We start from the raw sequence: 21,636 nt of genomic DNA, 5'->3' as shown, positions 1-21,636 counted from the left end.
CAGAGTTGATCCCGCGCCCCCTGTTCGCCGCCGTCCACCGCGCCATGATAACGCTAACAGGACGCGCACCGGGCGGCGCATCCTGCCCTGCCGCGCGCTTGAAAGGCCGCGCAGGGAGGCGGACCGGGAGATCCCGCCGCAAATGGAGGAGACGCCCGGCCCCAGGAGGAAACCATGACACAGACCAATCGTCGCGCGCGACTTTCCAAGACCGCGGGCCTTGCGGGCACGAGCCTTCTCGCGCTCGGGCTGATCGCCGGGGCCGCACAGGCCGGTTCCGTGAAAGCATCCGACTTCGGCGCGGATTTCGCCGCGATGGCGCAGCTCAAGGACGTGACGGCCAAGGGCACGGGCAAGGTCGGGGTTCTGCTGCCCGACACGGCCAGCTCGGCGCGCTACACCTCGTTCGATGCGCCCTATCTGAAGAAAGCCTTCGCGGCGGCGGGCCTGTCGGCGGATGACCTTATCATCACCAACGCACAGGGCTCCGAGGCCGACCAGCTGACCCAGGCGCAGACCGATATTTCGCAGGGCGCGACGGTGCTCTTGCTCGACCCGATCTCCTCGGGCGGCGGTGCTGCGGTCGAGAAATACGCCGCCGAACATGGTGTGAAGGTCATCGACTATGACCGCCTGACCGTGGGCGGCTCGCGCGACTATTATGTCAGCTTCGACAATGTCGCCGTCGGCAAGCTGATCGGCAAGGGCATGGAAGAGTGTCTCGCCGACTGGAAGATCGACAAGCCCGATATCCTCGTGATGGCCGGCTCGCCCGACGACAACAACGCCACGCTCTTCAAGCAGGGCTACATGGATGTGCTGTCGCCGATGTTCAAAGACGGCACATACAAGAACGCCGGCGAGCCCGCGGGCAGCTGGGACCCGTCGGTGGCGCGCACCACTTTCGAACAGCAATTCACCGCGCATGAGAACATCAATGCCGTCGTGACGCCCAACGATGACAACGCGAACGCCGTCATCTCTTACCTCAAGACCCTGCATGTGCCTGCCAAGGCCTTCCCGACCACCGGTCAGGACGCCACGCTGACGGGTCTGCAGAACATCCTGACCGGCTATCAGTGCGGCACGGTCTACAAGCCGATCTATCTCGAGGCTCAGGCGGCAGCAGCCCTTGCGCTCTATCTTCGCGCGAGTGACACGCCCCCCGAGGGTCTGGTGAACGGCCAGACGATGGACAGCGCACAGAAGGCCGAGGTGCCCTCGATCCTGATGGTGCCGATCTGGGTCACGCCGAAGAACATGGCCGCGACCGTGGTGAAGGACAACTTCGTGGATAGCGCGAAGCTCTGCACCGGCGATGCGGCGGGCGCGTGTAAAGCCGCCGGCATCGGGCAGTCGTAAGACATGCGCGACACGGGTAACGGGACCGGGTCCCGCGATGCGATCCTTCGCATCCGGGGCCTGGAGAAGCGTTTCGGCGCGGTGCAGGCGCTGAGCGGGGTGGACTTCGAGGTCCGCCCCGGCGAGGTGACCGCACTGGTCGGTGACAATGGCGCGGGCAAATCCGTGCTGACGAAAACCATCGCCGGCATCCATGAAGCCGATGGCGGCGAGATCGAATGGGATGGCGAGGTGGTGCGTGTCCGCTCGCCGCGCGACAGTGCCGAGCTGGGCATCGAGGTCGTCTATCAGGACCTCGCGCTGTGCGACAATCTCGACGTGGTGCAGAACATGTTTCTCGGGCGCGAGATCCTGACCAACGGGATGCTCGACGAGGACGCGATGGAGCGCGCCGCCGCCGAGACCCTGCAAGGGCTGCGCGTGACCACCCTGCGCTCGATCCGCGCGCCGGTCTCGGCGCTTTCGGGCGGGCAGCGCCAGTCGATCGCGGTCGCCAAGGCCGTGATGTGGAATTCCAAGCTGGTGATCCTCGACGAGCCCACGGCCGCGCTTGGCGTGGCGCAGACCGGGCAGGTTCTGCAGCTTGTGCGCCGTCTGGCCGATCAGGGCCTCGCGGTGGTGATGATCTCGCACAACCTCAACGATGTCTTCGCGGTCTCGGACAATATCGCGATCCTGCGGCTGGGCGAGATGGTCAGCCAGGGCCCGATCGAGGATTACGACACCCAGCGCGTGGTCGAGCTGATGACCACGGGCAAATCCGATCATGTCGTCGAGCCCGGCGCGATGCGCGCCGCCGCCTCGATCGCAGCCGAGAACGCCAAGGAGGTCGCCGCCCAACGCGAGGCTTCCGGCGAGAGCGGCCCGGCGGCGGTGGTCGCGAACGGCAATGACGAGAGTTTCGCCGCCTACATGTCGCGCACATGGTCGAAGATCAAGGCGGGCGAGAGCGGCGTGCTGCCGGTCGTGCTCGGCTTCGTGCTGATCTCGCTGATCTTCCAGCTCCAGAACCCGAAATTCCTCTCGCCGGGCAATATCGTGAACCTGCTGGTGCAGGGTTCGGTCTTCATGATGATCGGGATGGGGCAGGTCTTCGTGCTGCTCTTGGGCGAGATCGACCTGTCGCTTGGCTTCGTGGCCGGGATCGGCGCGACGGTGGCGACGCTGCTGGTGGCGCCGGGCACCGATTGGCCCTGGTGGGCGGCGGTCGCGGCGGGGCTTGGCGTGACGGCGGTGCTGGGCATCTTCCAGGGCACGCTGATTACCCGGCTGAAGCTGCCCTCCTTCGTGGTGACGCTGGCGGGCCTTCTGGGCTTCAACGGGCTGATGATCCAGCTTCTGGGCGCGGGCGGCACGATCCCGATCGCCAATGAGACGATCAACAACTTTGCCAATGGCACGCTGAGCGTGCCGATGGGCTGGGCGATGACCGGGATCGTGGTCGCGATCTATGCGCTCATGACCTTCCGCAAGGATGCCAAGCGCCGGGCGCATGGGCTGGTCGCTCCGCCGGTCGGGCTGACGCTGATGAAGATCGGGGCTGCGGTGCTGGCGGGCGTGGTTCTGGTGGTGATCTCGAACATGAACCGGGGCGTGGCGCGCTTCCCGCTCTCGGGCATGCCCTGGGTGATCCCGATCGTCTTCGCGGTGCTGCTGGCCTGGTCCTTCCTGCTCGGCAAGCTGAAGTTCGGCCGCTACGTGCTCGCCATCGGCGGCAATGCCGAGGCTGCACGCCGCGCGGGCATCAACCTGCGCCTGATCCGCACCGCTGCCTTCACGCTGGCGGCCACGACGGCGGGGCTTGGGGGGATCCTCTACGCCTCGCGCCTGCGCTCGATCTCGACGAGCTTCGACGGCGGCACGATCGTGCTCTATGTCGTCGCCACGGCGGTGATCGGGGGCACGTCGCTCTTCGGCGGGCGCGGCCATCCGCTGCACGCGATCCTCGGCGGCGTGGTCATCGCGGCCATCGTCAACGGCATGGCGCTTCTGGGCCTTCCGGCGGCGGTGCAGCTGATGGCGACGGCGGCGGTGCTTCTGGCCTCGATCACGGTGGATGTGGTCGTGCGCCGGCGCGGCGAAACCGCCCGCTGACGCTTTCGAACCAAGGTTTGCAACACGAACGCGCGCGAGGTTCTCGCGCGCGTTTGTCATCGTCCGTTACGTCATCCCTACGCGCCCTCTCAACACCCGCACCCGCGCTGAACGCGAAATCGCAAAGCTCCGAAAATCGCCCGAAAAACCGCTTGTCTCCCCCCGGCACCATCCCTATACGGGTCGACGGAGACGTGGCCGAGTGGTCGAAGGCGCTCCCCTGCTAAGGGAGTAGGCGGGAAACCGTCTCGAGGGTTCGAATCCCTTCGTCTCCGCCATCACCAGATTTCACGAACCGCGCGTCGAGAAGCGCCAAGGGATGGCCCTGCCTCATGCGCAGGATGGCGCATCTTCCCCAGCGGATCATCACATCGATCTTCGAGCAATCTCGCAGAGATCAACCGAAACCGCATGCAAGCGCTGACCGCGCTCCACCACACCGCGGACCACGTTCAAATCCGAATTTTCTGATAATAATGGCGGAGAGGAAGGGATTCGAACCCTCGAGACGGTTCCCCGCCTACACACTTTCCAGGCGTGCGCCTTCGACCACTCGGCCACCTCTCCGCCGGCGGGTTTAGCCGCAAATCCGGGCAGGATGCAAGAGCCGATCCCGATAAATGGTCACGAAGCACACGCCACCCCGTTTCGTACCCCTCCACCGCTTGCGCCCCCGGCAGTGCCCCCCTAGCATGGGGCCTGAAAACGCCGTCGAACCAAGGCGGCGCTGGGGAATGGCTCGGGACGAGATGAAGATGAAGGACCAACCCGATGAGGGCACTCCCGCCCTGATCGAAACGCGCCGCCACGAGCCGCGCCAGCTGACCAATGTGCTGCTGGGAATCATCGCCTTCGCGCTTGTTCTCTTCCTGATGGTGCAGGCGAAGTTCATCCTGATCTCGCTCGCCATCGCGATCATCCTGTTCTCGCTGACCTCCGAGGCGATCAACGCGGTCGGGCGGCTGCGGATCGGCCCGCTGCGGATCCCGCCACGGGTGGCCTCGCTGGTAGCTCTGGCGCTGATCGCGGGGGGGCTGCTGACCCTCACCGCCGTGCTGATCAGCCAGGTCAACACCGTGGTCACGATGATCCTCAACTATGCCGGGCCCGCGCAGAAAGCCATTGCGCAGCTCTTCGGCTGGATGGGCCCCGAGGTCGAGCAATCGGTGCTCGCCTCGATGCAGAAGATTCAGGTCGCGGGCTATCTCACGACGCTCGCCGGGCAAGCCTCGAACCTGCTCTCTGCAACGATCCTGATCATCCTCTTCGTGGGCTTTCTCTTCGCCGAGCGGATCTGGTTCGACGCGAAACTGCTCAGCCTGATGGGCGATCCCGACCGCGCCGAGAAGATCTCGCGCATGGTGGGCTCGATCATGCGCCGGGTGAACCACTACCTGCTTGTGAAAGCCATCGTGAGCGCCGTGACCGCCGTCGCCGTCTACGGCGTCTTCACCTATGGCGGGTTCGACCTTGCCGTGCCCGTCGCGATCATCACCTTCGCGCTCAACTTCATCCCTTCGATCGGGTCGATCATCGCGACGATCATTGCCGCGCTTGCGGTCTATGTGCTCACCCAGAACCCTTATTCGGCGGGCTCGGTGCTGGTCGCGATCGGCTTTTTGCAATTCGTTATCGGCAATGTGATCGACCCGATGCTGATGGGCCATGCGCTGCGCCTCTCGAGCTTCGGGATCATCATCTCGCTGGCCTTTTGGGGAGCGGTCTGGGGGTTGCCGGGGATGTTTCTCGCCGTCCCGATCATGGTGGCGCTGATGATCATCTGCGCGCAAAGCCCGCGACTGCGTCCACTTGCGGTGCTGCTATCGCGTGAAGGCCTACCCGACACGGATCACTGACAACCGCGCGTAAAGACGGCGCCGCCCCCTCGCACGCGGCGAGCCCCCCCGGATGTTCCGGGCACTCGAAACTGGGCGCGGCCCCACTATTGGCCTTCTTCTTGATCTAAATATCTCGGGGTGAGGGCCGCAGGACCGAGGGGCAGAGCCCCTGCCCCCCTCTCAGCTCTTTACGGCCGCGAAGAAGGCGCGGATCCGGTCCGGATCCTTCACGCCCGGCGCGCTCTCCACGCCCGAGGAGACATCGACCTGCCGCGCCCCGGTCAGGCGGATCGCTTCCCCCACATTCTCGGGCGTGAGCCCGCCTGCGAGCATCCAGGGTTTCTCCCAGGTTCGCCCCGCGATCAGTCGCCAGTCGAAAGCAAGCCCATTGCCGCCCGGAAGCGCCGCGCCCTTGGGTGCTTTCGCATCGAGCAGGATCTGATCGGCGACGGCCTCGTATTCCGCGATCTTCGGCAGATCGGCAGCCTCGGCTACCCCGACCGCCTTCATTACCGGCAGCCCGAAGCGACGGCGGATCTCGGCCACGCGCTCGGGGCTCTCGGAGCCATGGAGCTGCAACATGTCGAGCGGCACCGCATCGCAGATCGCAGCCAGTTCCGTGTCGCTCGCATTGACCGTCAGCGCCACCTTGGCCACGCCCGGCGGCACCTCGATCGCGAGATCACGTGCCGTGGCGATCTCGAGATGGCGCGGCGATTTCGGGAAGAAGACGAAGCCGAGATAGCGCGCCCCGGCCTCGACCGCGGCGGCGACATCCTCGGCGGTACGTAGCCCGCAGATTTTCACGCGCACCGCTCCCGGTGCGCCTCTGTCGATGGCGACGGTGGTCATCTCAGCGCGAGGGTTGCTCGATCAGGGCGAGAACCTCGTCCTGCGGACCCTTGGTCTCGTGGCGCAGGGTCTTGACCTCGGCTTCAAGCATCGAGGCCTTGCGCGTCGCGCGTACCGCCGTACGGCGCAGCTTGGCCTCGCGCAGCCATTCCCAGACGAAGCCGATCAGCAACCCCAGGATCACGCCCGCGAGGATCACGAGAAAGAGCGGTACCTGCACTGCCCAGCTCATGCCAAGAAACTGACCCGCCTCAAGAGGCAGGACGCGCAGGGTGACGATGTCGCGATTGGCCAGCGCCAACCCGATCAGGATCACGGCCAGAAGGCCAAGAAACAGCAGCCGCAGGGCGCGTATCATGTGCTCTTATTCCTCATTCCCGTTCAGCCGGTCGCGCAGCAGCTTGCCGGTCTTGAAGAAGGGGACGTGTTTTTCCTCGACCTCGACCGCATCGCCGGTGCGCGGGTTGCGGCCCGTGCGCGCGTCGCGCTTCTTCACCGAGAAGGCTCCGAAGCCGCGCAACTCGACGCGGTCGCCACTGGCGAGCGCTTCGGTGATCTCGTCGAAGATCGTATTCACGATCTTTTCGACATCCCGCTGAAACAGATGCGGGTTTTCCTCGGAAATCTTGGCGATCAACTCAGAGCGGATCATCTGTGTTCCCCCCACGGGCCAATTACCGGGTTCTTCCCGGATTCTTACGCGTGACTTTTTACGACTATAGGAGCATTCCCGCGATGGCGGAACAGGAAAGACCCGGAAAATCCATGTGAAAACGTGCCTCTAGCGCCCTCTCGGCTAAATTTTGCGCCTTCGCATTTGCAGAAAATGCGGCGCAGCACCGATCCGGCGCGCAAGTTGCGAATCGGGTAAAGCAAAAGGCCCCGCCGGTCTGGCGGGGCCTTTCTACGTGCCTTGCGGCCCGATCTCTTAGTTGTCGCCCTTGAGCGCAGCGCCCAGGATGTCGCCGAGCGAGGCGCCCGAGTCGGACGAGCCGTACTGCTCCACGGCTTCCTTCTCTTCGGCGATCTCGCGCGCCTTGATCGACACGCCGAGCTTGCGGGTCTTGCTGTCGACATTGGTCACGCGCACATCGACGTGGTCACCAACCTGGAAGCGCTCGGGGCGCTGGTCGGCGCGATCACGGGCCAGATCCGAGCGGCGGATGAACGACTTCATGCCGTTGTATTCCACTTCGATCCCGCCATCCTCGATCGCGGTGACGGTCACGGTGACGACCGAGCCACGCTTCACGCCGTCAACGGCATCCGAGAAGGTGTCGGCGTCAAGCGCCTTGATCGAGAGCGAGATACGCTCCTTGTCGGTGTCGACCTCGGTGACGGCCGCCTTGACCATGTCGCCCTTGCGGTACGACTGGATGGCATCCTCACCGCGCTGATCCCAGCTGAGATCCGACAGGTGCACCATGCCGTCGATGTCGTTGTCGAGGCCGATGAACAGACCGAATTCGGTGATGTTCTTGACTTCGCCTTCGATGACGGTGCCGACCGGGTGGGTTTCCGCGAAGACTTCCCACGGGTTGCGCATGGTCTGCTTGAGACCCAGCGACACGCGGCGCTTGGCCGGATCGATCTCGAGGACCATGACGTCCACTTCCTGCGAGGTCGAGACGATCTTGCCGGGGTGCACGTTCTTCTTGGTCCAGGACATTTCCGAGACGTGGACGAGACCTTCGACACCCGGCTCCAGCTCGACGAACGCGCCGTAGTCGGTGATGTTGGTCACGCGGCCGGTGTGGACCGAACCCAGCGGGAACTTCGATTCCACCGAATCCCACGGATCCGACTGGAGCTGCTTCATGCCCAGCGAGATGCGGTGGGTGTCCTTGTTGATCTTCACGACCTGGACCTTCACGGTCTCGCCGATCGAGAGGATCTCGGACGGGTGGTTCACGCGGCGCCACGCCATGTCGGTGACGTGCAGCAGGCCGTCAACACCGCCGAGGTCAACGAACGCACCGTATTCGGTGATGTTCTTGACGACGCCCTCGACAACCTGACCTTCGGAGAGGTTGGCGATGACTTCGGCGCGCTGTTCGGCGCGGCTCTCTTCGAGGATCGCGCGGCGCGAGACAACGATGTTGCCGCGACGACGGTCCATCTTGAGGATCTGGAACGGCTGCTTGAGACCCATGAGCGGGCCGGCGTCGCGCACGGGGCGCACGTCAACCTGCGAGCCGGGAAGGAACGCGACAGCGCCGCCGAGATCGACGGTGAAGCCACCCTTGACGCGACCGAAGATCGCGCCTTCGACGCGCTCTTCCTTTGCGTAAGCGGCTTCGAGGCGATCCCAGGCCTCTTCACGACGCGCCTTCTCGCGCGAGATCACGGCCTCGCCACGAGCGTTTTCAACGCGGTCGAGATAGACTTCCACCTCATCGCCCACGGCGATCTGCGGAGCCTCGCCCGGGTTGGCGAATTCTTTGAGTTCGACGCGGCCTTCCATCTTGTAGCCGACATCGATGATGGCCTGGCCCGCCTCGATGGCGATGACCTTGCCTTTGACAACCGAACCCTCTTGGGGGGTGTCGATCTCGAGGCTCTCGTTCAGAAGAGCTTCGAATTCTTCCATGCTTGCAGTATGCGACATGCGTTTACAGTTTCCTTTACAGCATTGGTTTTCTGGCCATGCGGTTGTCTCCGCCGGTCTTTCGTTGAGCAGCCCGAAATGCAAAAATGCGAGTGCCGGGAAATCCCGACCCTCTCGGACCGCGCCGATATAGGCGCGATTTCCCAATACAGCAAGCGTTTATTGCCTTATTCAGAAGGTTTCGCATCTGCCTCGGGCGGGTGCGCGCGCAGGCTCAGCCTTGAACCGGTCCCGCCAGCGCCCTCTCGAGATCGCCAACCATCCAGTCCGACAGCGGCTTGGCCGAGGCCGGATAGGTCTCGATCACCTGCCCGTCACGACCGAGCAACACCTTGTTGAAGTTCCAACTCGGCTCGAAGCCCTTTGCCTCGCGCAGCCAGCTATAGAACGGGTGCGCCCCCTTCCCCTTTACCGAAGTGATCTGCGCCATCGGCAGATCCGCCCCGAAGGTCATCGCGCAGTAGCGTTTGGCCTCTTCCCCGCTCGACAATTCCTGTCTGAAATCATTCGAGGGCACGGTGAGGATCACCAGCCCTTGCGACCCGTAGCGATCGGCCAGCGTCTGAAGCTCGGAGAATTGAGGGGCATAGCCGCACTTCGACGCCGTGTTCACCACCAGCACCACCTTGCCCCGGTAATCGGCAAGGCTCACCTGCTCTCCCTCGACAAGATCGAATTGCAGATCTCCCGGCGCGGGCATGTCGGCACGCAGCGGCAAAGCGAACATCACGAAGGTCAGAAGTGCTGCAACAAAGCGGGCGGCCATCGAAATCATCCTCAAGTTGTTCCTGACTGCTTAACGCAAAACAGGCGATTTGGTTCACCCTTTTGTGAAGATGTATTTCATATGCACCGTTTATTCAATCACAGATCCGGCTGATCTTGCGATACTGCGGCACTTTTGCTTCAGGAATCTCGTTGGGATCACGGGGGGTTACGCCGGGCATCGGAGCGTCCGGCGTCACGCTCACGCTTTCGGGATCGAGCGCGAGACGCTGGCAAATTCCAAGCGAGCGCTCCGCGATCTGGTCGAGATTGCGCAGATCCAGCAGATGCCCGCCTTTGCGCGCATAGCCCGTCACCCCGAAGCCAAGCGGTGGATCGAGGCGAAGCCGCTGCGTATCCGGCCCGAAAAGATCTCCCGGACCCTGCCAATCCTGAGGCGCGCCAATCGCGAATTGCAGCTCGAACTGCCCCGGCGGCACGAGCAGACGAAAGAACTCGCCGCCGCGCGCGTAGGCGCCGATCACATCCCGGCCCGTCGCGGCCTCACGCAACACGAGGTAGTAATCGAGCCCCGGCGCGGTCTTGATCTGCAAGGGCATGGTACGCGGCAGCTCGCTCACCGACCAAAGAAGCCCCTCGGGTCGGGTCTCGGCTCGCAGAGGCGCGGCTAGCAACAAAAAGATCAAGACAAGGCGGATCATCGCCCGAATATAGGAAGCCGCGCAGGCCGTGACCAGTCAGCCGAGCTTTTGCGAAACCGCCTCGCAAGCGCGCGCCACCGCATCCTCGATGCTCAGATCGGAGGTGTCGAGCACCAGCGCGTCTTCGGCCGGACGCAAAGGCGCATCAGCGCGGTTCATGTCGCGCGCGTCACGCTCGCGCACCTGCGCCAGAACCTCCGCCTCGTCGCCGCCAACCTCCAGCCAGCGGCGATGCGCCCTCACCTCGGCCGAGGCAGTGACGAACAGCTTCACCTCCGCCTCAGGGCAAATCACCGTGCCGATATCGCGCCCGTCGAGCACCGCGCCGCCCTCACGCCGCGCAAACTCGCGCTGGAAATCGACGAGAGCCGCGCGCACCTCCGGGATCGCGGCGACGATCGAGGCCGCCTGCCCCGCCTCCAGCGTGCGCAGATCGTCCCGCGCAAGATCCTCGGGGCACAGCCCCCGCGCCGCCGCGACCGGATCGAGCCCCCCGGCCTGCGCCTTCACCCCCACGGCGCGATAAAGCGCGCCAGTATCGAGATGGGCAAAGCCGAAACGAGCAGCCACAGCCCTGCTGATCGTGCCCTTGCCGGCGGCGGCCGGCCCGTCGATGGCTACCGTGAATTTCATCGTCTCATCCGAAAATAAACTGCTCGCAGGGTCAATAGCGCCAAGGCCGTCAGGCTTAAAGTGACCGCGACGCTTTTCAGAACCGTCCATCCGCTCGCACGAACGATCATGTCATCCGTGACGGTGTCGGCCCGCAGCAATGCGGCAACGGCATGATTTTCGAGATAGTCGAACACGGCGCCAAGACCCGCCATGACCGACAAACCCACGGCAAGCCACCCCGTCGCAAGGGCGCGGAACGCGAAGATCAGCGTCACCGCCTCCAGAGCGGGAAAGACAAGATCGAGCCGCTGCTGGACCGAGAGATAATACTGTCGCGCCGGAGCATCGAGCGCATCGAGAAACGCGCGGGCCTGCGCAGCACTGTAGCCCCCCGGACGCAGATCGAACGGCGCCAGACCGCCCGCAGCCTCCCGAAGATGCGGCAAGGTGACGAGCGTCATCGCCAGATAGACCGCCCCCGTCAGGGCCGCGAGCAGGACAAAGGCGACCTGCGCCCGGCGCATCAGTCGGCCCGAGCGATCTCGGCGCCAAGCCCGGCCATCAGATCCTCGAAGATCGGGAAAGAGGTCGCGATGGGCGAGCCGTCATCGACCGAGACGGGCTTTTGCGCAGCCATCCCAAGCACCATGAAGCTCATCGCGATGCGGTGGTCGAGATGGGTGGCCGCGGTGCCGCCGCCGGGCACGCCCTCGGGGCCGCAGCCATGTACGATCAGCGTGTCGTCGTCTTCTTCGATCTTTACGCCATTGGCTTCGAGCCCGCGCGCCATTGCGTCGATCCGGTCGCTTTCCTTCACGCGCAGCTCATGCACGCCGGGCATCCGGGTCACGCCGTCTGCGAAGGCCGCGACGACCGCAAGGACGGGATATTCGTCGATCTGTGCCGAGGCGCGCTCTGCCGGAACATCAATCCCGTGCAGTTTCGAGTAGCGCACGCGCAGATCGGCAACCGGCTCGCCGCCCTCTTCGCGCTCATTCTCGAAACTGATGTCGGCGCCCATTTCCTTGAGCGTGATGAAAAGCCCGTTGCGGGTCGGGTTCTGGCTGACGCCCGGCACCACGATTTCCGAGCCCGGCACGATCAGCGCCGCGCAGACCGGGAAGGCGGCAGAACTCGGATCGCGCGGCACGGCGACCTCTTGCGCAACCAGTTCCGGTTGGCCCTGCAGGGTGATGACATGGCCTTCATCGGTCACCTCGGTGGTGATCTCGGCACCGAAGCCACGCAGCATCCGCTCGGTATGGTCACGCGTCGCAGTCTTCTCGATCACGACGGTCTGGCCCGGCGCGTTCAGCCCCGCCAGAAGCACCGCGGATTTCACCTGCGCCGAGGCCATCGGCGTCGTGTAGCGCACCGGCGCCGGGGTCTTGGCACCCACGATGGTCATCGGCAGCCGCCCGCCATGGCGCCCGTAAGCCTGCGCGCCGAAGAGCGAAATCGGATCGGTCACCCGCCCCATCGGGCGTTTGCGCAAAGACCCGTCCCCGGTGAAGGTCGCGGTGATCGGCGCGGTTGCCATCGCCCCCATGATCAGACGCACACCCGTGCCGGAATTGCCGCAATCGATGATGTTTTCGGGCTCGGCAAAGCCCCCCACGCCCACGCCATGGACCGACCAGCTGCCCGGCCCGTGCTGCGTGACCTCGGCCCCGAAAGCGCGCATGGCCTTGGCCGTATCCAACACGTCCTCGCCTTCCAGCAGGCCGGTGATCTTCGTCTCGCCCACCGAGAGCGCGCCGAGGATCAGCGCGCGGTGGCTGATCGACTTGTCGCCGGGAACCTCGGCCGTGCCCATGAGAGGGCCGCATTTGCGCGAGGTCATCTTGATCGGGGTGCCGTGGCCGGACATGTCGCCTCCCTCATTTCATCGCGCCCCTGTTAGCGCGATCTCACGGGCGGCGGAAGGGCTCAGATCCGCCGATAGGTCAGGTAATGCGGTTTGCGGCCCTCGCGCAGCGCCTTTTGCTCGTAGCGCGTCGAGAGCCAGTCACCCCAGGGCGTGTCCCAATCGCCCGAGACATTCTGCGGGTCGTCGAAATCGAACGCGGCGGGCACCTCGAAAAGCGGTTCGAACCCGGCTTTGGGCACTTCCTCGACGGTCTGGCGGACGTAATCGGGAATATCGGTCGCGACGCGGAACTCGGAGCCGGGTTTCAGCGCGCGGTGCAGCGGTTCGAGATGCTCTGGCGTGACGAACCGCCTGCGGTGGTGCTTCGATTTCGGCCAGGGGTCGGGATAAAGGAGAAACGCCTTCGAGATCGAGCCCTCGGGCAGCACGTCCATCAGGTCGCGCGCATCGCCCGGATGGACCGCGACATTCGTGATCCCCTCGCGGCGCAGCTTGCCCAGCAGCATCGCGACGCCGTTCACGAAAGGCTCGCAGCCGATGATCTCCACCTCGGGGTAGGTCTGCGCCATATGCGCCAGATGCTCGCCGCCGCCGAAGCCGACTTCCAGCCAGACCGGCTTGCCGTGAAAGCGCGCCTCCATGTCGAGCGGCAGGCGGTCGGGATTTTCCTTCCACCCCACCGCGCCGGGGCGCAGGCGCGGCAGATCCTCGCGCAGATAGTCTTTCTGCGCCTTGTTCAGGGTCTTGCCGTGACGGCGACCATAGAAGTTGCGCCAGGGCTGCTCGGGATTGTCGTCATGCTCGTTCATGGGCCGGGCCTCTAGCCGTGCGCGGCGGAAAACTCAAGCCTTTCGGCTCAGGCCTTCTGGATCAGGAAGAGGCCGAGGCACATGAACCCGATCCCCGCGCCGCGCATCAGGGTGATCGGGCGCACGATCGCGCCGAAGAGGCCGAACTGGTCAATCATCGCTGCCGAGATCATCTGACCGAGCAGCACGAAGAACACCGCGTTTCCGACCCCGAATTTCGGCGCGACGAAGGTGATCGAGATGACGTAGAAGGCGACGAGAAGCCCCGCGAGGAACAGATACCAGGGCTGGCTCGGCAGGCGCGCGATGGCCGAGGGGCCCGAGGTGACCATCATCGCCGCCACAGCACCGCCAAGCGCCACGCAAAACAGCACCACCGCCGCCACGGCCGGCGCCCCGATACGGCTGCCAAGCTGAGCATTCAGAGCGGCCAGAAGGGGAATGCCGATCCCGGCGGCAAGCATGATAGCGGCGTAGCGCAAGGCGTCGGGCATGGGTCTATCCTTCGGTTTGCAGCGGAGAGTGGCGCGGAAGTCCCGCCGTCTCAAGCCCTCTTGCCTCGGGCCGCTTCTTCTTGATCGAAATATCTCGGGGGGCTCGCAGCGCGAGCGGGGGCAGCGCCCCCTCGACCTTTCCGCCTCTCAGCCCCGCCCGCGATAGGGCGGCACGCCCTGATCGGGGATCCACAGATCCGTGGGCTGCGGGCCGGACTGCCAGAACACGTCGATCGGAATGCCGCCGCGCGGATACCAATAGGCGCCGATGCGCAGCCATTCGGGATCGAGCAGATCGCGCAGCCGCTGGCCGATCATCACCGAGCAATCCTCGTGGAACGCCCCGTGATTGCGGAACGAACCGAGGAACAGCTTGAGCGATTTGCTCTCCACCAGCCAGTCGCGCGGCACATAGTCGATCATGATATGCGCGAAATCCGGCTGGCCGGTCAGCGGGCAGAGCGAGGTGAACTCGGGCGCGGTGAACCGTACGAGATATCGCTCGCCCGCGCGCGGCTGGGGCACGCGCTCCAGCACCGCCTCCTCGGGCGATTGCGGCAGCTCGGTCGCCTGACCCAGCTGGGTCAGACCCGAGGTATCGGTGCTCACGACACGGCCCTCTTCAGCGCCTCGGTCAGGTCGGTCTTCTCCCAGGAAAAGCCACCATCGGCCTCGGGCGCGCGGCCGAAATGGCCATAGGCCGCAGTGCGCGCATAGATCGGCTTGCACAGATCGAGCGTGTCGCGGATGCCCTTGGGCGTGAGGTCCATCACCTCGCCCACGGCCTTCTCGATCAGCTCGTCGGGCACCTCGCCCGTGCCGAACGTGTCGGCATAGATAGAGAGCGGCTTGGCCACGCCGATCGCGTAAGACACCTGGATCACGCATTTCTTCGCCAGACCCGCGGCCACCACGTTCTTCGCCAGATAACGCGCGGCGTAAGCGGCCGAGCGGTCCACCTTGGTCGGGTCCTTGCCCGAGAAGGCACCGCCGCCATGCGGGGCTGCGCCGCCGTAAGTGTCCACGATGATCTTGCGCCCCGTCAGGCCCGCATCGCCATCGGGCCCGCCGATCACGAAGGTCCCGGTCGGGTTCACCCACCATTCGGTCTCCGGCGTGATCCAGCCCTCGGGCAGGGTCTCGCGGATATAGGGCTCGACGATGGCGCGGATATCGTCGGAGGTCTGATGCTCATGGGCGTGCTGCGTGGACAGCACGATCTGCGTCACGCCCACCGGACGGCCATTCTCATAGCGCACGGAAAGCTGCGATTTCGCATCGGGGCGCAGGTCGGGCTCGGCGCCGGATTTGCGCGCCTCGGCCAGACGGCGCAGGATCGCATGGGCATAGTGGATCGGCGCGGGCATCAGCTCGGGCGTCTCGTCGGTCGCATAACCGAACATGATCCCCTGATCGCCGGCCCCGTCCTTGTCCACGCCCTGGCTGATATGGGCCGATTGCGGGTGCAGGAAATTCGCGACCTTCAGCGTGGCCCAGTGGAACTCGTCCTGCTCATAGCCGATATCCTTGACGCAATCGCGCACGATCTTGTCGATGCCTTCGAGATATTCGGCGAGCTTGGTCTTGTCCGACAGCCCCACCTCGCCGCCGACGACGACCTGATTGGTGGTGGCAAAAGTCTCGCACGCGACGCGCGCATTCGGCTCTTCGGCCAGGAAAGCATCGAGGACGGCATCAGAAATCCGGTCACAGACCTTGTCGGGATGCCCCTCCGAAACGGATTCGGAGGTGAAAACGTAATTCGCGCGCGCCATGGGGAGTGCTCCATTGTTGATATCCCCACCCCGTCAGGAAGCCGTTGGGGCGGTTCGCGCCATAGCTAGGGTCGCGCGGGGCGCCGGTCAACGGCAATACGCGCAAAGATTGAAAGAAGCCCCAAAAGCGCGACGATAAGTCCGATGATCGGGGCATCGCCAAACCTGGAATAGAGCGTCGGCGGCAGGCTCGGTGGCAACGCCACATCGAGCTTGCCCATCACATCCATCCCCAGATGCGCCGTGATCCGCCCCTTCGCGTCGATCATCGCGCTGACCCCGGTATTGGCGTCGCGCGCGAGCGGCAGGCCCTGCTCGATCGCGCGCAGCCGGGCCTGGGCAAGGTGCTGATAGGGGCCCGACAGCGTGCCGAACCAGGCATCATTGGTGACCTGCAAGATCCAGTCGGGACGCTGCGGGAAGCCACGCAGATCCTGCGGGAAGATCGCCTCGTAGCAGATGAGCGGCGCGACATGACCGAGCTTGCCGAGGTTCAGAAGCTTCTCCCCCGGCCCCGCCGAATAACCATTGCCGACCTGTGCCGCGAAAGCAGTGATCCCGATCTGCGCCAGCGCATCGCCGAAGGGCATGTACTCGCCAAATGGCACCAGATGCGACTTGTCATAAAGCGCCTCGACCTGCGCCTGCGGGCCGATCAGCGCGAGGGAATTGTAATAGCGGCTGCCCTGCGCGCGCTGGATCCCCATCGCGAGCGGCACACCGCCCGCCGCCTCTGCCGACATCTCAAGCCCACCTTGCGGACGCTCGAGCAGGAAGGGCACGGCGGTCTCGGGCCAGACGATCAGGTCGGGCTTGGGCGCGCCGGGTGCAGTCGGCGCCTTCGTCAGATCGAGAAGCCTCTGGAAGAACTCCATCCGGTATTGCGGCAACCACTTGAGATCCTGCGGCGCGTTGGGCTGCACGAGGCGCAGCGTGATCGGCTCGGCACGCGGGCTGACCGGCGCATTGAGCCGCGCGACACCCCCGAGCCAGAGCCCGACCAATGCCGCCAACGCCACCCCCACCAGCCCCAGCGCCGGCCCCATCCGCATCCCCCGCGTCATCGCGGGCGCGGCCGCGATCAGCATCGTGATCAGGCTCAGCCCGAGCGGGCCGATGAAGGCCGCCGCCTGCGCGACCGGCGTGCCGATCCAGACATGACCCACCAGAACCCAGGGAAAGCCGGTAAAAACATAAGACCGCAGCGCATCCGAGGCTGCCATGCCCAAGGCGATACCAAGCGCACGGCTGCGCGGGCCCTGCCCCGCATAAGCGCCAAGCCCGAAACCGATCGCCCAGAACACCCCCATCCCCGCGGCCATCAGCACCAAAGCGAAGGGCGCCATCCAGCCGTAGATATCAGCCTCGACCATGAAGGGCTCGACGATCCAGAACATCGCGGCCAGCGCATAGCCGAAGCCTGTCGCAAACCCGATCCAGATCATCGAGGCGCGCCAGCGTTCCGAGGTCGCGATCCAGATCGCCCCGGCCAGCGCGGGCAGCGCCAGCCACCACAGCCCCAGCGGGGCCTGACCGGCGGCAAAAAGCGCGCCAAGCACCGTCGCCAGCAGCAAGACCTGCCAGCGCGGGCGCAGCGGCGCACGAAATCCCTCTCGGATCACCTCGATCATGGGGGCGTCATAGCCCGCTCATTCGGCCGGCGCCACACCCGGCAGACGTACGCGCAGACGTTTGATCCGGCGCGGATCGGCATCGACGACCTCGTATTCGACACCGTTCTCGGCCACGACCACTTCGCCGCGCGCGGGCACGCGGCCAAGCTGCATGAAGACAAGGCCGCCCATCGAGTCGATCTCGTCCTCGGCCTCCTCATCGGCCAGCCGCATCCCGATCTCGCCCTCGAATTCATGCACCGGCGCGCGCGCCTGGACGATCCACTGACCGGGCTTTTCCTCGCGCCAATAGGCGTCGTCGGCCTCGTCATGCTCATCCTCGATCTCGCCGATCACCTGTTCGATCAGGTCTTCAAGCGTGAGCAACCCGTCGACGCCGCCATATTCGTCGATCACCAGCGCCATGTGGATGCGCTGGACCTGCATCTTCTGCAACAGCACGCCGATCGGCATCGAGGGCGGCACGTAAAGGAGCGGACGGATCAGCTTGCGCAGCGAGAACCGCCCCGAGCCCGAGCCGAACCCGTATTCGAGCGCGAGATCCTTCAGGTGGACAAGCCCCAGCGGCGTGTCGAGCGTTTCCTTGAAGACCGGCAGGCGCGAATATCCATGCTCGCGGAATTTCTCCACCAGCTCGTCGCGCGAGATCGTGACAGGCACGGCCTCGATCTCGACCTTGGGAATGGCCACATCGCCCACGCGCATCCGGCGCAGGTTTCCGAGCCCGAGCGGCACCGGGGCCGGTGCGGGGGGCAATTCAATGCGCTCTTCCTCGTCCGGCGCGCTGCGCCCTCCGAAAAAGCGGCTGAGCAACCCGCGCGAAGCGGGTTCCGAAGACTGTCCGGGTTCGGCGTTATCCGAACTCTCGGCATTGGCGGAGGACACTCCGTCGGCAACCTGTCCCATCGTTCCTTTCCAAAAGCGGTGTCTGGACACCCATCATTACATATATGGGTTACGAATTCCTACGCTTTCAAGCAGTCGGATTTCGATTTGTTCCATCGCTTCGGCATCTTTGTCGCGAATATGGTCATAGCCGAGCAGATGCAGCGTGGCATGGATCAGCAGATGCAGCACATGATCGGCCAGCGCCTTGCCCTGTTCCTCCGCCTCGCGCGCGCACGTCTCGTAGGCAATCGCGAGGTCGCCCAATTCGATCTCGCCGAAGACATCGGGCGCGGGCGGCTCCGGATCGGCGCCCTCTTCCTCTGCCCCGCGCTCCTCGGCAGGCCAGCTCAAGACGTTGGTGGGTTTGGATTTTTCACGATATTCGGCATTAAGATCGGCAATGCGCGCATCATCGCAGGCCAGAACCGAGATCCGGCACAAATCCGGATCGATCCCGCGATCCTCAAGCACCAGCCGGGCCGCGCGCTCGGCCAGAGCGGCAAGTCCGAGCGCCTCCCAGCGGGGATCCTCGATCTCGATCTCAATTTCCATCGGCGGCCCCGATCGGCACATCGGCGAGTTGTTTGCCTGCCTTGTCAAAGACCAGAACCGCGCCCTGATCGGTCACCACGACGACATAGCTGCGCGCGAATGTCACAGCCTCGGCCTGCGCGCCTTGGGGCAGCGTGATCGCCGCGGGAAGCTCGGGCAGCGGGCTCGGCGTTTTCAGGCGGATGACAAGCAGCGCCACAATCGCTACAAGCCCCGCAATCATCACGCCGGCCAGAACCGTCACCAATAGCTTGAGAAAGCGCAGATCGGGTGGCAGCGTGGCAGGCAGCTCGTCTTCAGGCAGGTCGGACATGGACAAGGATATCCTCAGCGTCGAGATCGGACCCGGCATGGGTCCCCGCCTTGATAAGGCCTTGGCGGCGGCTGTGCCAGAGGAAGCGTCCCTCTCACGCTCGCGTCTGGCCAAGCTGATCGCGGAAGGCTCCGTGACGCTCGACGGCGCGCCGGTGACCGACCAGAAGGCGAAAGTGACCGAGGGCGAAATCTACCAGATCGCGCTCGAGCCGCCGAAACCGGTCGAGACCGTGGCGCAGGACATTCCGCTGGAAGTGCTCTGGGAGGATGACGACCTGATCGTCGTGAACAAGCCCGCGGGCATGGTTACCCATCCCGCGCCGGGTTCGCCCGAGGGAACGCTGGTCAATGCGCTGTTGCACCATTTCGGCGGCAATCTCTCCGGCATCGGCGGCGAGGCGCGCCCGGGCATCGTGCACCGGATCGACAAGGAAACCTCGGGCCTTCTGGTCGTGGCGAAATCCGACCGCGCCCATCACGGGCTTGCCGCGCAGTTCGAGAAACACTCGGTGCACCGCCACTACCTCGCGATCTGCCATGGCGTCCCCGATCAGGCCGACCCGCGCCTGCGCGGGCTCAGCGGGGTCAGCTTCGAAACCGGGGGCGTGCTGAAGATCGTCACCCAGCTCGCACGCCACAAGACCGACCGGCAGAAACAGGCCGTGGTCGCCCATGGCGGGCGCCATGCCGTGACCCGCGCCCGCGTGGTCGAAGAGTTCAAGGGCACCGCCGCGCTCATCGATTGCTGGCTCGAGACCGGGCGCACGCACCAGATCCGCGTGCACATGGCCTATGCTGGCCACGGGCTGATCGGCGATCCGACCTATGGCGGCAAGCGCAAGATCTCGGAAAAAGCGGTGGGGGCGCAGGTCGCGCAAGCGGTGCGCGATTTCCCGCGTCAGGCGCTTCATGCCGCGACGCTCGGCTTCATCCATCCGGTAACGGGAGAGGAGCTGTCCTTCACCGCCCCCCTGCCCGATGACATGGAAGCGCTGCTTGCCGAGCTGCGCGGGGCGCCGTGACGGTCTGGTGGTGGGAGCTTGTCACGCTACTGGTCCACTTTGGCGGCCAGACCCTGGCGGTGCTGCGGGTGCTCACGCGCCCTGACAAACCGCCCGCCGTACGCGCCAGCTGGACGATCCTGATCCTCTCGGTGCCCTTTGTCGGCGTGCTTCTTTACCTGCTGATCGGCGAGACCCGCCTGAACCAGCGTATCGCCAAGCGCCAGCGCGCGACCGTTGCCGCTCTTCCCGCGCCCAAACCCGCAGGCGCACCCTCGCTTTCCTCGATCACCCCCGGCTACCGCCCCGCCTTCGCACGCGCCGCCGCGGTCAACGGGTTTGCCCCCAGCAGCGGCGATGCGATCCGCTTCCTGCCCGAGGCCGAGGACCAGATCGCCACCCTGCTCTCCGATATCGAGACCGCGCGCGAAACCGTTCATCTGACCACCTATATCTGGCTTGCTGACGGCACCGGGATCGCGCTGGCGGAGGCGTTGACGCGCGCCGCCGAACGCGGCGTGACCGTGCGTGTGCTGGTCGATGGCCTCGGCGCGCGCGGTTTCATCAAATCCCCGCATTGGCGCGAGATGAAACAGGCAGGCGTCAAGACGGGCATCGCCTTTTCCTTCCACTGGCCGCTGTTCAAGCTCGCCACGATGCGCATCGACCTGCGCAATCACCGCAAGCTCGCGGTGATCGACGGGCGCGTGGCCTATACCGGATCGCGCAACGTGGCCGACCCGGAATTTCGCATCAAGGCGCGCTTCGCACCCTGGGTCGATGTGCTCCTGCGCCTCGAAGGGCCGCTGGCCGCCCAGCACCAGCATATCTTCGCGACCGACTGGATCACCCATACCCGCGAGGATATCGCGGCGCTCGTGCCCTCGGAGGCCGGCGCCCCCCGCCCCGGCACCAGCACCGCCGTCGCCTTCGCCACGGGACCGATGCTCGATATTCGCGGCGTGCCCGACGTGTTTCTCTCGGTGATCGGGGCGGCGCAGGAAAGTCTCACCCTCTCCACCCCCTATTTCGTACCCGGCGAAGAGATCGCCTCCGCCCTGCGCGCCGCGGTCCGGCGCGGGGTGCGCGTGCAGGTGATCGTGCCCCGACGCAACGACTCGCGCTTTGTCGCCCATGCCGCACGCAGTTTCTTCCCCGCGCTGATCGAGGCGGGCGTCGAGATCCACGAACATGCCCCGGGCCTGCTGCATGCCAAGACGCTTCTGGCCGATCGGCGCGTCGCGATCATCGGCTCGGCCAATCTCGACCGGCGCAGCTTCGAGCTCAATTACGAGAACTGCCTGCTCGTCGAAGATACCGATCTGGGCCAACGCCTTGCCGAGCGGCAAGCGCAATGGATCGCGGGCGCGCGCCAGCTGACCCACGCGCAGATCGAAGGCTGGCCGCTGCGGTGGAAAATCACCAACAACCTGATGTCGATCCTCGCGCCGGTGCTGTGAAAACGGCGCATCAATCACGCAACCGTCATCCTTTTCGCGACG

At 65.1% G+C, this 21,636-nt stretch carries 22 protein-coding genes, 2 tRNA genes and 1 riboswitch; of the genes, 6 read left to right on the top strand and 18 right to left on the bottom strand.

Features of this window, described 5'->3' with window-relative positions:
• Positions 1-174: 174 nt before the first annotated feature.
• The 3 genes from TP2_RS02600 (at position 175) to TP2_RS02585 (ending at position 3,734) form a co-directional block, all read left to right on the top strand.
• A complete protein-coding gene (locus TP2_RS02600; protein WP_038072942.1) occupies positions 175-1,362 on the top strand; it encodes a sugar ABC transporter substrate-binding protein in 1,188 nt (395 codons plus the stop codon).
• Between the two features lie 3 nt (positions 1,363-1,365).
• The gene (locus tag TP2_RS18165; RefSeq protein ID WP_084713796.1) at positions 1,366-3,456 is read left to right on the top strand and encodes an ATP-binding cassette domain-containing protein; all 2,091 of its coding nucleotides are present in this window, start codon (positions 1,366-1,368) and stop codon (positions 3,454-3,456) included.
• Between the two features lie 188 nt (positions 3,457-3,644).
• Positions 3,645-3,734: transfer RNA gene (locus TP2_RS02585), tRNA-Ser, on the top strand.
• 199 nt (positions 3,735-3,933) lie between these two features.
• Here TP2_RS02585 and TP2_RS02580 read toward each other — a convergent pair.
• Positions 3,934-4,023: transfer RNA gene (locus tag TP2_RS02580), tRNA-Ser, on the bottom strand.
• 188 nt (positions 4,024-4,211) lie between these two features.
• Here TP2_RS02580 and TP2_RS02575 point away from each other — a divergent pair.
• Complete coding sequence (locus TP2_RS02575) at positions 4,212-5,312, top strand: AI-2E family transporter (RefSeq protein WP_240473690.1); 1,101 nt, start codon at positions 4,212-4,214, stop codon at positions 5,310-5,312.
• Between the two features lie 162 nt (positions 5,313-5,474).
• Here the strand turns inward: TP2_RS02575 and TP2_RS02570 are convergent, their stop codons facing one another.
• From TP2_RS02570 to TP2_RS02490, 17 genes are all read right to left on the bottom strand, one after another.
• Positions 5,475-6,146 carry a phosphoribosylanthranilate isomerase gene (locus TP2_RS02570; RefSeq protein WP_051692127.1) on the bottom strand — a complete coding sequence of 224 codons (672 nt, stop codon included), beginning with the start codon at positions 6,144-6,146 and terminating at the stop codon, positions 5,475-5,477.
• A 1-nt stretch (position 6,147) separates the two neighbouring features.
• The gene (locus TP2_RS02565) at positions 6,148-6,504 is read right to left on the bottom strand and encodes a lipopolysaccharide assembly protein LapA domain-containing protein (RefSeq protein ID WP_240473689.1); all 357 of its coding nucleotides are present in this window, start codon (positions 6,502-6,504) and stop codon (positions 6,148-6,150) included.
• A 6-nt stretch (positions 6,505-6,510) separates the two neighbouring features.
• Entirely contained in the window at positions 6,511-6,798 is a 288-nt protein-coding gene (ihfB, locus tag TP2_RS02560; protein WP_038072940.1) for an integration host factor subunit beta, read from the bottom strand.
• Between the two features lie 276 nt (positions 6,799-7,074).
• Positions 7,075-8,754: a 30S ribosomal protein S1 gene (gene rpsA / locus TP2_RS02555; protein WP_038072935.1), complete on the bottom strand. Its 1,680-nt coding sequence runs from the start codon at positions 8,752-8,754 to the stop codon at positions 7,075-7,077.
• Between the two features lie 214 nt (positions 8,755-8,968).
• Positions 8,969-9,520, bottom strand: coding sequence for a glutathione peroxidase (locus TP2_RS02550; protein WP_084713883.1), 552 nt, complete (start codon positions 9,518-9,520; stop codon positions 8,969-8,971).
• A 94-nt stretch (positions 9,521-9,614) separates the two neighbouring features.
• Complete coding sequence (locus TP2_RS02545) at positions 9,615-10,100, bottom strand: hypothetical protein (RefSeq protein WP_157617017.1); 486 nt, start codon at positions 10,098-10,100, stop codon at positions 9,615-9,617.
• Positions 10,101-10,217: 117 nt separating this feature from the next.
• Entirely contained in the window at positions 10,218-10,814 is a 597-nt protein-coding gene (locus TP2_RS02540) for a (d)CMP kinase (RefSeq protein WP_038072932.1), read from the bottom strand.
• On the bottom strand, positions 10,811-11,320 hold the full coding sequence (locus tag TP2_RS02535) for a hypothetical protein (protein ID WP_038072929.1): 510 nt from the start codon (positions 11,318-11,320) through the stop codon (positions 10,811-10,813). The genes TP2_RS02540 and TP2_RS02535 overlap by 4 nt, the downstream gene beginning before the upstream one ends.
• Positions 11,320-12,666: a 3-phosphoshikimate 1-carboxyvinyltransferase gene (gene aroA / locus TP2_RS02530; RefSeq protein WP_038072928.1), complete on the bottom strand. Its 1,347-nt coding sequence runs from the start codon at positions 12,664-12,666 to the stop codon at positions 11,320-11,322. The genes TP2_RS02535 and aroA overlap by 1 nt, the downstream gene beginning before the upstream one ends.
• Before the next feature lie 59 nt (positions 12,667-12,725).
• Positions 12,726-13,475 carry a tRNA (guanine(46)-N(7))-methyltransferase TrmB gene (gene trmB / locus TP2_RS02525; protein ID WP_038072927.1) on the bottom strand — a complete coding sequence of 250 codons (750 nt, stop codon included), beginning with the start codon at positions 13,473-13,475 and terminating at the stop codon, positions 12,726-12,728.
• Between the two features lie 47 nt (positions 13,476-13,522).
• On the bottom strand, positions 13,523-13,969 hold the full coding sequence (locus TP2_RS02520; protein WP_038072926.1) for a DMT family transporter: 447 nt from the start codon (positions 13,967-13,969) through the stop codon (positions 13,523-13,525).
• A gap of 147 nt (positions 13,970-14,116) precedes the next feature.
• On the bottom strand, positions 14,117-14,578 hold the full coding sequence (queF, locus tag TP2_RS02515) for a preQ(1) synthase (protein WP_038072923.1): 462 nt from the start codon (positions 14,576-14,578) through the stop codon (positions 14,117-14,119).
• Complete coding sequence (metK, locus tag TP2_RS02510) at positions 14,575-15,744, bottom strand: methionine adenosyltransferase (RefSeq protein ID WP_038072922.1); 1,170 nt, start codon at positions 15,742-15,744, stop codon at positions 14,575-14,577. The genes queF and metK overlap by 4 nt, the downstream gene beginning before the upstream one ends.
• Positions 15,745-15,750: 6 nt before the next feature.
• Positions 15,751-15,800: riboswitch (SAM-SAH riboswitch) on the bottom strand.
• Between the two features lie 9 nt (positions 15,801-15,809).
• On the bottom strand, positions 15,810-17,375 hold the full coding sequence (gene lnt / locus TP2_RS02505) for an apolipoprotein N-acyltransferase (RefSeq protein WP_038072921.1): 1,566 nt from the start codon (positions 17,373-17,375) through the stop codon (positions 15,810-15,812).
• 18 nt (positions 17,376-17,393) lie between these two features.
• Positions 17,394-18,284, bottom strand: a complete 891-nt coding sequence (locus tag TP2_RS02500) for a hemolysin family protein (RefSeq protein ID WP_038072917.1) — start codon at positions 18,282-18,284, stop codon at positions 17,394-17,396.
• Positions 18,285-18,320: 36 nt separating this feature from the next.
• A complete protein-coding gene (ybeY, locus tag TP2_RS02495; RefSeq protein ID WP_038072916.1) occupies positions 18,321-18,818 on the bottom strand; it encodes an rRNA maturation RNase YbeY in 498 nt (165 codons plus the stop codon).
• Entirely contained in the window at positions 18,808-19,131 is a 324-nt protein-coding gene (locus tag TP2_RS02490; protein WP_038072915.1) for a DUF6476 family protein, read from the bottom strand. The genes ybeY and TP2_RS02490 overlap by 11 nt, the downstream gene beginning before the upstream one ends.
• On the opposite strand from TP2_RS02490, the gene TP2_RS02485 reads away from it, so the two are divergent.
• Both TP2_RS02485 and cls read left to right on the top strand, forming a co-directional pair.
• Positions 19,130-20,155: an RluA family pseudouridine synthase gene (locus TP2_RS02485; protein ID WP_038072913.1), complete on the top strand. Its 1,026-nt coding sequence runs from the start codon at positions 19,130-19,132 to the stop codon at positions 20,153-20,155. The two genes, TP2_RS02490 and TP2_RS02485, sit on opposite strands and share 2 nt — an antisense overlap.
• Positions 20,152-21,594, top strand: a complete 1,443-nt coding sequence (gene cls, locus TP2_RS02480) for a cardiolipin synthase (protein ID WP_038072911.1) — start codon at positions 20,152-20,154, stop codon at positions 21,592-21,594. The genes TP2_RS02485 and cls overlap by 4 nt, the downstream gene beginning before the upstream one ends.
• Positions 21,595-21,636: the final 42 nt, after the last annotated feature.

Source organism: Thioclava pacifica DSM 10166, assembly GCF_000714535.1.
GTDB lineage: Bacteria > Pseudomonadota > Alphaproteobacteria > Rhodobacterales > Rhodobacteraceae > Thioclava > Thioclava pacifica.
Note: the sequence above shows the minus strand (reverse complement) of the source record. Positions and strands in the feature narration are given on the sequence as shown.

Excerpts from the sequence above, each read along its gene's own strand:
- TP2_RS02600 (WP_038072942.1), top strand. The coding sequence starts at position 175 with ATGACACAGACCAATCGTCGCGCGCGACTTTCCAAGACCGCGGGCCTT.
- TP2_RS02520 (WP_038072926.1), bottom strand. The coding sequence starts at position 13,969 with ATGCCCGACGCCTTGCGCTACGCCGCTATCATGCTTGCCGCCGGGATC.
- TP2_RS02575 (WP_240473690.1), top strand. The coding sequence starts at position 4,212 with ATGAAGGACCAACCCGATGAGGGCACTCCCGCCCTGATCGAAACGCGC.
- TP2_RS02500 (WP_038072917.1), bottom strand. The coding sequence starts at position 18,284 with ATGGGACAGGTTGCCGACGGAGTGTCCTCCGCCAATGCCGAGAGTTCG.
- TP2_RS02485 (WP_038072913.1), top strand. The coding sequence starts at position 19,130 with ATGGACAAGGATATCCTCAGCGTCGAGATCGGACCCGGCATGGGTCCC.
- ybeY (WP_038072916.1), bottom strand. The coding sequence starts at position 18,818 with ATGGAAATTGAGATCGAGATCGAGGATCCCCGCTGGGAGGCGCTCGGA.
- TP2_RS02540 (WP_038072932.1), bottom strand. The coding sequence starts at position 10,814 with ATGAAATTCACGGTAGCCATCGACGGGCCGGCCGCCGCCGGCAAGGGC.
- aroA (WP_038072928.1), bottom strand. The coding sequence starts at position 12,666 with ATGTCCGGCCACGGCACCCCGATCAAGATGACCTCGCGCAAATGCGGC.
- rpsA (WP_038072935.1), bottom strand. The coding sequence starts at position 8,754 with ATGTCGCATACTGCAAGCATGGAAGAATTCGAAGCTCTTCTGAACGAG.
- TP2_RS02565 (WP_240473689.1), bottom strand. The coding sequence starts at position 6,504 with ATGATACGCGCCCTGCGGCTGCTGTTTCTTGGCCTTCTGGCCGTGATC.
- lnt (WP_038072921.1), bottom strand. The coding sequence starts at position 17,375 with ATGATCGAGGTGATCCGAGAGGGATTTCGTGCGCCGCTGCGCCCGCGC.
- TP2_RS02490 (WP_038072915.1), bottom strand. The coding sequence starts at position 19,131 with ATGTCCGACCTGCCTGAAGACGAGCTGCCTGCCACGCTGCCACCCGAT.
- ihfB (WP_038072940.1), bottom strand. The coding sequence starts at position 6,798 with ATGATCCGCTCTGAGTTGATCGCCAAGATTTCCGAGGAAAACCCGCAT.
- trmB (WP_038072927.1), bottom strand. The coding sequence starts at position 13,475 with ATGAACGAGCATGACGACAATCCCGAGCAGCCCTGGCGCAACTTCTAT.
- TP2_RS18165 (WP_084713796.1), top strand. The coding sequence starts at position 1,366 with ATGCGCGACACGGGTAACGGGACCGGGTCCCGCGATGCGATCCTTCGC.
- TP2_RS02550 (WP_084713883.1), bottom strand. The coding sequence starts at position 9,520 with ATGGCCGCCCGCTTTGTTGCAGCACTTCTGACCTTCGTGATGTTCGCT.
- TP2_RS02570 (WP_051692127.1), bottom strand. The coding sequence starts at position 6,146 with ATGACCACCGTCGCCATCGACAGAGGCGCACCGGGAGCGGTGCGCGTG.
- TP2_RS02535 (WP_038072929.1), bottom strand. The coding sequence starts at position 11,320 with ATGCGCCGGGCGCAGGTCGCCTTTGTCCTGCTCGCGGCCCTGACGGGG.
- metK (WP_038072922.1), bottom strand. The coding sequence starts at position 15,744 with ATGGCGCGCGCGAATTACGTTTTCACCTCCGAATCCGTTTCGGAGGGG.